This window comes from Microbispora sp. NPDC046973 (assembly GCF_040644495.1).
GTDB lineage: Bacteria > Actinomycetota > Actinomycetes > Streptosporangiales > Streptosporangiaceae > Microbispora.
Genome location: NZ_JBEYWQ010000005.1, coordinates 1 through 8,273, shown reverse-complemented (window position 1 = coordinate 8,273; position 8,273 = coordinate 1). Strand labels below are relative to the sequence as shown.

The 8,273-nt window shown below is 66.9% G+C and carries 6 protein-coding genes and 1 pseudogene; 2 read left to right on the top strand and 5 right to left on the bottom strand.

Translation table 11 applies throughout. The annotated features are described in order from the left end of the window. On the bottom strand, positions 1–1,455 hold a 1,455-nt coding region (locus ABZ860_RS12315; RefSeq protein ID WP_357218824.1), incomplete at its 3' end, for a hypothetical protein. Between the two features lie 814 nt (positions 1,456–2,269). Beyond that, on the bottom strand, positions 2,270–2,761 hold the full coding sequence (locus ABZ860_RS12310) for a helix-turn-helix domain-containing protein (protein WP_357218821.1): 492 nt from the start codon (positions 2,759–2,761) through the stop codon (positions 2,270–2,272). A 95-nt stretch (positions 2,762–2,856) separates the two neighbouring features. Between ABZ860_RS12310 and ABZ860_RS12305 the strand changes: the two genes are divergently transcribed. Continuing rightward, positions 2,857–3,354 carry a hypothetical protein gene (locus ABZ860_RS12305; protein WP_357218818.1) on the top strand — a complete coding sequence of 166 codons (498 nt, stop codon included), beginning with the start codon at positions 2,857–2,859 and terminating at the stop codon, positions 3,352–3,354. 52 nt (positions 3,355–3,406) lie between these two features. Here the strand turns inward: ABZ860_RS12305 and ABZ860_RS12300 are convergent, their stop codons facing one another. The 3 genes and pseudogenes from ABZ860_RS12300 to ABZ860_RS12290 form a co-directional block, all read right to left on the bottom strand. Beyond that, positions 3,407–4,000: a helix-turn-helix domain-containing protein gene (locus ABZ860_RS12300; protein WP_357218815.1), complete on the bottom strand. Its 594-nt coding sequence runs from the start codon at positions 3,998–4,000 to the stop codon at positions 3,407–3,409. 472 nt (positions 4,001–4,472) lie between these two features. Continuing rightward, on the bottom strand, positions 4,473–6,095 hold the full coding sequence (locus tag ABZ860_RS12295) for an alkaline phosphatase D family protein (protein WP_357218812.1): 1,623 nt from the start codon (positions 6,093–6,095) through the stop codon (positions 4,473–4,475). A 161-nt stretch (positions 6,096–6,256) separates the two neighbouring features. Next, a pseudogene (locus ABZ860_RS12290) lies at positions 6,257–7,202 on the bottom strand (IS630 family transposase); the annotation flags it as partial. A 668-nt stretch (positions 7,203–7,870) separates the two neighbouring features. Between ABZ860_RS12290 and ABZ860_RS12285 the strand changes: the two are divergent. Then, complete coding sequence (locus tag ABZ860_RS12285) at positions 7,871–8,059, top strand: GntR family transcriptional regulator (RefSeq protein ID WP_357218809.1); 189 nt, start codon at positions 7,871–7,873, stop codon at positions 8,057–8,059. Positions 8,060–8,273 lie beyond the last annotated feature (214 nt).

The window sequence follows — 8,273 nt, the reverse complement described above, 5'->3', positions numbered from 1 at the left end:
TGCGGGACCATATTTGGCGGGATCAGCGGCCACAAGAGTACGAAGAATGGCCAGCGCTTCATCGTAATGCGCGAACGCCTCAGCACGCCGCTCCGGGATCCCCCATGCGGAGCTGCCCAGCTCGATTCGGTTGCCGGCTATACTTGTGAGTTCGCCTGCTGATAGTTCCACACTCTGCCATGGCCCGGTTGGCGGAGGCAGCTGTGGGGGGCGATGGCTGATCGAGTAGCGCCCGCTTGCTCGAGCCTTTACGTAGCCAGGGGTGTTGTCGTCGGTGGTGGCAGAGAACCGCCCGTCGACGGTCTCCTGAAACAGCGGAGCGTCCGCGTACTCTAGTTCCCAGACGCCGCTCGCGGTTTCGTCCGGCTCAAAAATCCCGTCCTTGTCGAACACCTCAACGCGAACCCCGAACGCCCGGCGGCCTGGCTCGACCGCCCTCGGTCCCGTGCTGAATTCCCACGGGGGACCCACCTGATGCACCGTCCCGCCGATACCGAAGACATCGCCGTCATCAAGCTCGGCGAGCCCCCCGGGAGGGAACTGCCAGCGACGGATCATCTGAAACTCCTGAGACCCCCACTGGCCTAGGTAGACACCGGCGGCGAACCAGCCATCCGAAGCACCACCCGGATCGCCGTCATTGATGATCGTTACACTCTCGACAGTGACATCGACTTGACGCTGCAGCAGCGTAACGGTGCCGGTCCGGTAATCCCAATCACCATGTGTATTCAGCACCCGGACCAGGCCGGTATAGGTGGCTCCCGGCCGCAGTGCTCGGCCGTCTAGCCACGCTTCTCCGGACGAGGTGAGGGAGAGGTGCCAAGTGCCGGTATGAAGGGCTGTCGTCAACCCCCTGCCGATGGGCCTGCGGAAATACGGATAGCCGTCAGGATGGGTGGCCGGTTGGCCTTCTCCGATCTCGGCGATCACCACAACGGAATCGATCACACCATCCAGGCGGACGTCCACATAGGTGCCGAATGGAGTCGGTATAGCGCCGCCGTCACCTCTAAAGAGCTTCCCGCGGTTGCGTAGTGTAGCCACCGCCATAATCGTCCCCTCCGGCTCACCGAGCGGGGCGGGAGGGGGAGATTCCGGGTCTTGGGTGCCCCATACTCGGTAGATGTTTCCCACCTGCAGCGGCGGTGCGTCGAAGTAACCAGCGCGGTCAACGAAGTCCAGGCCGTCGCCTGGCGCCACCGAAGGGTCGACTCCGGTGCCGAGGCGGATGTTCGCTTTGCTCATGCGATCCCGTAAGTCCACCTTGTGCCACTGGAATGCCTCCGACCACGAAGCATGCTGCGGGATGAGCTGCTCCCAGATGTGCCACGGGTTCCCCGTGTCCTCGTACTTGACCATGACGCGCGTCGGAACCGTGCCGTTGCGTGGCCCGATGACTGTTTCCGCCTCGGCTCCGTTCGGGGTGTCACGAACGAGCTTGATCGCCGACATCAAGCCTCACCTCCAACGCATATCGGGCGAACCCGACGGAGACGGCAGCGACTGGACTAATCATCGGACGCGTCGGGGCTCGTCCGTAGAGCATCAGCGTCGCGGTATCTTTCGGTGCCGTCAACCATTTCGCCGGCCGCACATTGTCATTGCCGATTGACGTGACCGTCGCAGAGGCTTCTCCGGTCTGAACGAAGACGAGGCCTGAGCGAACCGTCCCTGGATCTCGATCACGGACAACCTGTCCCTCCCTGACCGGGGCCTATTCCGAATGCGGCTCCTTCGTCGCCATCGCCGCCCTCAGCTGCTACCCGCCGAATCGTCAGAAGTGTGAAACGAGATGACGTCGCAAAGACGGCTCAGTCGCATCGCCCGTATCGGGCCAGGATGCGCTGCGGCTGATGCCGATCTCTTGTCGGCATGTCTGCTGGTAGGGAAGTCCCGGGATGAATTGAGCCCATTGCGTGTGGTCGAGGCCATGGCCGGCCATGGAGCACGCTCGCTCGACTGCGTGGCTCCGCAGCTCCAAGGACCGGGTGGGACCTCAACCGGCCTGTAGTCCCCGGGTCGCGTCGACGCGGCGCCGCGACACCTCGTGGGGGTATCACCAGTCCACCTCGCGCTCGAGTGGCATCGATGTGAGAGTCGAGCGGAATGCCGTACCGGCCGACCTCGAATCGGCGGACTTCGGTGTGATCATCGAGACCAGAACCAGTGCCGCAGCATCCAACGTTTGCCCCATGGCCCAGGAGTCGGCCCCACTGCTTGGATCATGCTTCTCGCGATATGAGCTGCTCAGTACGATCCTGGGATCTCAGGAGCTCTCCACGAAGCGCGCGCCCGGCCCGGGCGTGCGGCAGACGTCTTCCGGGGCGAGGTGGCTGTGCCCCGCAGCGCACTCGAGGACGACCTTGACCGGCTCGTCGCAGGAGCTCGCATCGTCGACGGGCCGGTGCCGGACGATGACCGACGGGCCCTGCGGGTCGGCGAGGTACGTGTCGCCCCATTCCAGGAGCGCCACGAGCGTGGGCCGCAACGCCCGGCCCTGCTCGGTGAGCTCGTAGGCGAAGCGCTGCCGATCCCCGGGCTCCTGATAGGGCACGCGGTGCATCACTCCCGCGGTCACCAAGGTCTCGAGCCGAGTCGCCAGGAGATTTCTGGCGATCCCGAGGCGGGAGTGGAACTCTCCGAACCGGCGCGCGCCGTCCAGCGCTTCACGAACGATCAGCAGCGACCAGCGCTCCCCCACCACCGAGAGGGCGCGCGCCACCGAGCAGTTCACTGGGTCGATTCGCCGCGTCTCCATGGGACGAGTGTACCCATCTGGGTTTACAAGCTGTACTTAGCCCTCGTAGACTCCCGGCCTGAGTTGAAGAACTAAACTCACAAAGGAGATCGACCATGCCCATGCTCGACGTGTACATTCCCGACGGCGCGCTCCAGCCGGACGCCGAGGCGGCCCTGCTGAACCGCATCACCGAGATCCTCGTCCGCAACGAGGGATTCGACCCCGCCGACCCGGTGAGCCGTTCCGTCTCCTGGCTCTGGCTACACCGACCGGCCGGCATCTACGTCGGCGGAGAACCCGCGGACGCACCTCGCTACAAGGTCGTCCCGTCCGTCCCCGAGGGCCAGCTCGACGAGCAGAAGCGTGCGAGCGTCATCGCCGAGGTCACCGAGGCGATCCTCGACGCGGAGAACGGCGCCTGGCCGCGTGACGCCAGCCGGATCTGGGTATTCCCCACCGAGATCCCCGAGGGTCACTGGGGCGGCGGGGGCCAGATCAGGCCGCTCGCAACGATCCTCGCCCGACTCACCGGCGACGACACCAAGCGGGCCCGTACGCTCGCGCGTGAGCGGATCGCTGCCACCCGAGCCGAACACGCCCGCCTGCCCTGATGAGCGGCGAACGAAGTGGGGATCGATGCGGCCGGTGACACAGTAGTTAGGATCAGCCCGGGCAGGCGACATTGGCCTTGGCCACGACCTCGCGGAGGCGTTCGTCGGCGGCGAACAGGTGTCTGACCCCGTGCGGGCGGGTGTAGGTCGCCCGTCGGCGGGGCCTCGGTTCCCGGCCGGGGTCCTTGTGCCGCCCACCGCGCTCGGCCCACTGCCGCCCAGGGTGGGGCTGGAGGTTAAGCGGGCCGAACTCGTCCAGGCATAAGACGACTTCAGGCTCACCCTCCTCTGGCGTGACCTCGCCGTCGGCGATCGCGTAGAGGTGCTCGACGCGGGCCTTCTTCGTGGCGTAGTCCGGGTCGCGGGAGGTCTTCCAGGTCTTTATGCGTTGGAACGACACGCCCTCCTCTCGGAGCAGGACCCGCAGGCCCTCCTGGCTGATGTCGTCGACCACCCCCTCGGCGACCAGGAAGTCGGCCAGCTTGGCCAGGCTCCAGGTCGAGAACGGCAGGCCGTGCTCGGCCGGCTTGGACTTGGCGATCTTCTTGATCTCGCGCCGCTCGGGCAGCGTGAACGTCCTGGGCCGCCCGCCCATGTACTTCGGGTAGAGCGCCTCGAAGCCATCGACGTTGAAGTTGTGGAGCACGTGTTTCGGACCCGGTCCGCGCTGGTGAACGTCACCTCGGCGATCTTCCCAACCGGCATGCCCTGCGCGGACAGCAGCACCATCTGGGCCCGCCGCCAGGTCACCACCGACCCGGTGCCTCTGCGACAATCCGCAGCAGGCGCCGGCCCTCGTCGTCATCGATCTCGCGGACGCGTACCCGTTCTGCCACCCGGGCAGCCTGGCGACACCGCGCCGCACGGCCCAGCATCCGAACGGCGCGTCACGGCACTACGGGGCAAAGGTTCTCTGATGCGGCACTAGAAGCCGTCGCGGTTGGGGACGTCCTGCCACGTTACTGGGCCGGTCACCCTACCCGGCGGCGCGCCGGGCACTTGGAGCCTGCGGAGCGTGTGCGAGGGCCGCCTCGGCCGGTGCCGGGGCGGCCCTCGTCCAGGCCCTCCGGGCCTACTCGGGTTCGGTCAGCGGACGAGTCGGCGCCGCGCTTTATCGGTCAGCGCTCGGGGCGCAGTCTCGTGCTCCACAGCACCGTGGAACGGGCATCGCGCAGGCGTACCGTCAGGTCGCCGCTCGGGCCGTCGATCTCGATCTCGCCGAAGTGCTGGAAGCCCTCAATCGGGGAGGCGTTCGCCCGCGGCGGAGCGTGCATGAACTCGGCGCGGGGGCCAAACGTGCCGTCGAGCACGTTGGGCCCGAACGCGCCAGCATTGAGCGGACCGGAGACGAATTCCCAGAACGGGTCGAAGTCCTTGAAGGCCGCGCGTGCAGGGTCGTAGTGGTGCGCGGCGGTGTAGTGCACATCGGCGGTGACGAATACGATGCCGCGCACGCCACGCTGCTGAGCCGTGCGCAGCACCTCGGCGAACTCCAGCTCGCGCCCGAGCGGCGCGCCTGCGTCGCCCTGGGCTACGCCCTCCTGTGCCGTGGCCCCGTCGGGGACCACGAGGCCGAGCGGCAGGTCGGCCGCGATGACCTTCCAGGTCGCGCGGCTCCTGCTCAGGCCGTCGATCAGCCAGCGCCGCTGCTGGTCGCCGAGCAGGCCGCGGCGCGGGTCGGCGTAGCGGTTGTCGTCGTTGGGGTCCTTGTAGGTGCGCATGTCCAGAACGAAGACGTCCAGGTGGCGGCCGTAGGACAGCGTGCGGTAGACCCTGTCGTCGCCGATCGGCACCCACTCGTGGAACGCCTGCCGGGCGTGGGTGGCGAGCACGTCGACGTTCTTCTCCGTGTAACGGGCGTCGTCGAGGATCTGGCCGGGGTACCAGTTGTTGCGAACCTCGTGGTCGTCCCACTGGTTGATCTGCGCCACCTCGGCGGCAAGCGCACGATAGTTCGCGTCGAGCAGGTTGTACGCAAACTGCCCGCGGTACTCGGCAAGCGTCTCGGCGACCTTGGACTTCTCCGGCGTCATGACATTGCGCCAGACCCGGCCGTCCGGCAGCGTCACGGTCTCGGTGAGCGGGCCGTCAGAGTAGACGGTGTCACCGCTGCACAGGAAGAAGTCCGGGCGCAGGCGTCGCATCTCCTCGAAGATGGTCATACCGCCGATGTCCGGGTTGATCCCCCAGCCCTGGCCGACGATGTCCCCGGACCAGACGAATCGCACATCGGCGCGCTGGTTCTGCCGCGGCGCGGTGACCAGCGACCCGCTGACGGCCTTGCCGGCCGCTCCGCGCTCGTTCTCGACTCGCACGCGGTAATAGATCCGCCGGCCCGCGGGCAGTCCACGCAGGCGCACCCGTCCGGTCAGATCAGTGTCCGGAGTGAGCCAGGGTCCCCAGACGGTCTCCGTGTTCCGCAGGTCCGGATGGGTGCCGTATTCGACGACGAGCCGCCCCGGCCGATCCGCGCGGCCCCAGACGACCGCCGAGTCCACCGTCGCATCGCCGCTCTGCACGCCGTGGCTGAGCTCTGGCCGGCCGGAGACGATGTACGCGGGCGCGGACGCCGTGGCGCGCGCCGGCAGGGGGCCCAGCACCGGTGACATGGCGAGGCCGCCACCGAGCGCGATGCCCGCTCGAAGGAGCGTTCTTCTCTCAAGGGAGGTCATGCCGCACATCTCTAACGCGTTCAGACAGCCACCAGACGAACGGCAAATTGCGATGGCAAAAATGGTCATCCCACCGGACGGGCACGCGGACGCGTCCGGCGCGGCCCCTACCAATAACCTTCCTTATCGCTAGTCGATCAACTCCACAGGTCAAGCCGCGGCTCTGCTCAGGATCTGCAACGGATCGAGTTTGACGCTGCCGGACCCCGGCCCCCGCCAAAGCACTGCAGCTAGTGCTGTGACCGAAAACGATCACCGATGCCTTTCTCGCTGCGAACGCGGGCGCGTTCGCGACGTTGCGCGGCCAGGACGTCGGGGTGGCGGGCGTTGGCGTTGCGCCAGCGCAGGTAGGCGTGCAAAGCCCGGGCCTGGACGGTGTGGTTGGCATGGTCGGAGTTGGCGATGGTGAACTGCCTCAAGGGTCCGAAGTGCGCCTCGATCGGATTGGCCCAGGAGGCGTAGGTCGGGGTGGAAACACAACTCGACCTTGTTCTTGTTCGCCCAGGCCAGAATGCGCCAGTTCTTGTGCGCCGACAGGTTGTCCACGATGACGTAGATGGGTCCGCCGTCGGGGCGGGCGGCCCGGATGGAGCGCAGCGCGGCCCAGGTGTGGTCGATGCCCTTGCGGCGCCGGACCATGCCCCACAGCAGGTCGTCGCCGACGGAGTAGCAGCCGTGGAAGTAGGTGATCCCGTGGGTGCGGTGGTAGGTGACCGGCAGCCGGTCCGGCCGGCCCTGCTTGGCCCACCCGGACCCGTGGGCAGGGCGGATGCCCAACGGGCCGAACTCACCGAAGGCGAAGGTCCGCTCCGGCAGCTGGGTGAGGGCGTACTCGATGCGGTCCAGCTTGGCGTCGACGTCGGGGTCAGGGAAGTCCTTCCAGGTCGTGGTGCGCTGGAAGGTGACCCCATGCCGGGCCAGCAGAGCACGTAATGCCTCCCGGCCGATCCGGAGGGCCCGGCCAGCAAGAGTCTGCAGGTAGGCGGCGCGTTTCCGGATGGACCAACGGGTGAACGGCTGCCCGAGCCGGGTCGGTCGCGTGGTGGCCGTCTGGACGACGAAGGCTTCCTCGTCGTCACTGAGCAGGCGGGGACGGCCTCCCGCCCACCGAGGGTCCAGACAGGCCAGCCCGATCTCGTTGAAGCGGTGAATGACATCGCGAACGGTGTCTTCATCGGGTTACGTCCACGGAGTGGTGTAAGAGTTTCCGCTGTTAGACGCGTGGCGTCGGGTCGACGCCCTGCAGGCGGCATTCGAACACCAGGTCCAGGCCGACGGCGGTTGCGCCGGCAGGGGCGATCAACGAGGCCGATCGCGAGGTCGTGATGAGCTGGCCGAATGAAATGAAAGAACGCGTTCCGCGACGCGGAGAACGGATGCGTCCGCGATCGGAGGGGACGAAGATGACGGTGACCCTTGGTCGAATTGCCGGGCTGTCGCGGGCGCCGCCCCGCAGACCGGCGTCACGAGTACGCCGCGACGTGCTGGGTCTTCAGTCAGTCGAGAAGTCCTTCGGTCCTTGTGCGGCCCGGTGGCGAACCGAGCAGGACGTCGAGCATGCTCAGGGGAGCTTTAGGTGGTCGAAGTAGGGTGCTGGCGGGCGGTTCCGCGATGGTGCAGGATGGCTAGCATCCGTCGCCTTTCCTATACGATCCGAGTAGTCGTCAGCATGCAGCAGCGTTGCGACCGATGTCAACAGGTTCGCGAAGACGCTAGAAGGGACGTCACGATGGACGACGAAGCGACGATCGCGGGGCCGTGAGGCCATGACGGGCGGAACGCCGCCGGGAAGATCTCGCGGCCGGCTTGCCGACGAGGTGTAGTGGTTTTGGGAAGTCCTCCTGATGTCGCTACGCATCGAGCCTGGCTCCCGCGTCACGATCGACGTCCTGGCGCGAGAGCTGGGGGTCTCGCAGACGCCGATCCGAGACGCTCTGAACCGCATAGAGGCCGAGGGCCTGGTCGTGCGTGTGCCCCATGCCGGCTATCGCACTCCCCCAGATCACCCGTCAGCGATTCGAGGACATGCTTGAGGTCCGCCTGCTTGCTCCTTGAGCCGGCAGCGGCGCGCAGATCCGCCGAACGCGCATCCTCCAAGCAGGTGGCCGGTCTGCGACGACTGCTGGAGGAGATGGCGGAGCTGGAGGGGGCGACGGGCTCATGGCCTATGGCGCCTTCGGGCTACGCGACGCCGCTTTTCACGATCTCGTCGCCCTGAGCGCGGAGAACCAGGTCATCCGCGAAGCG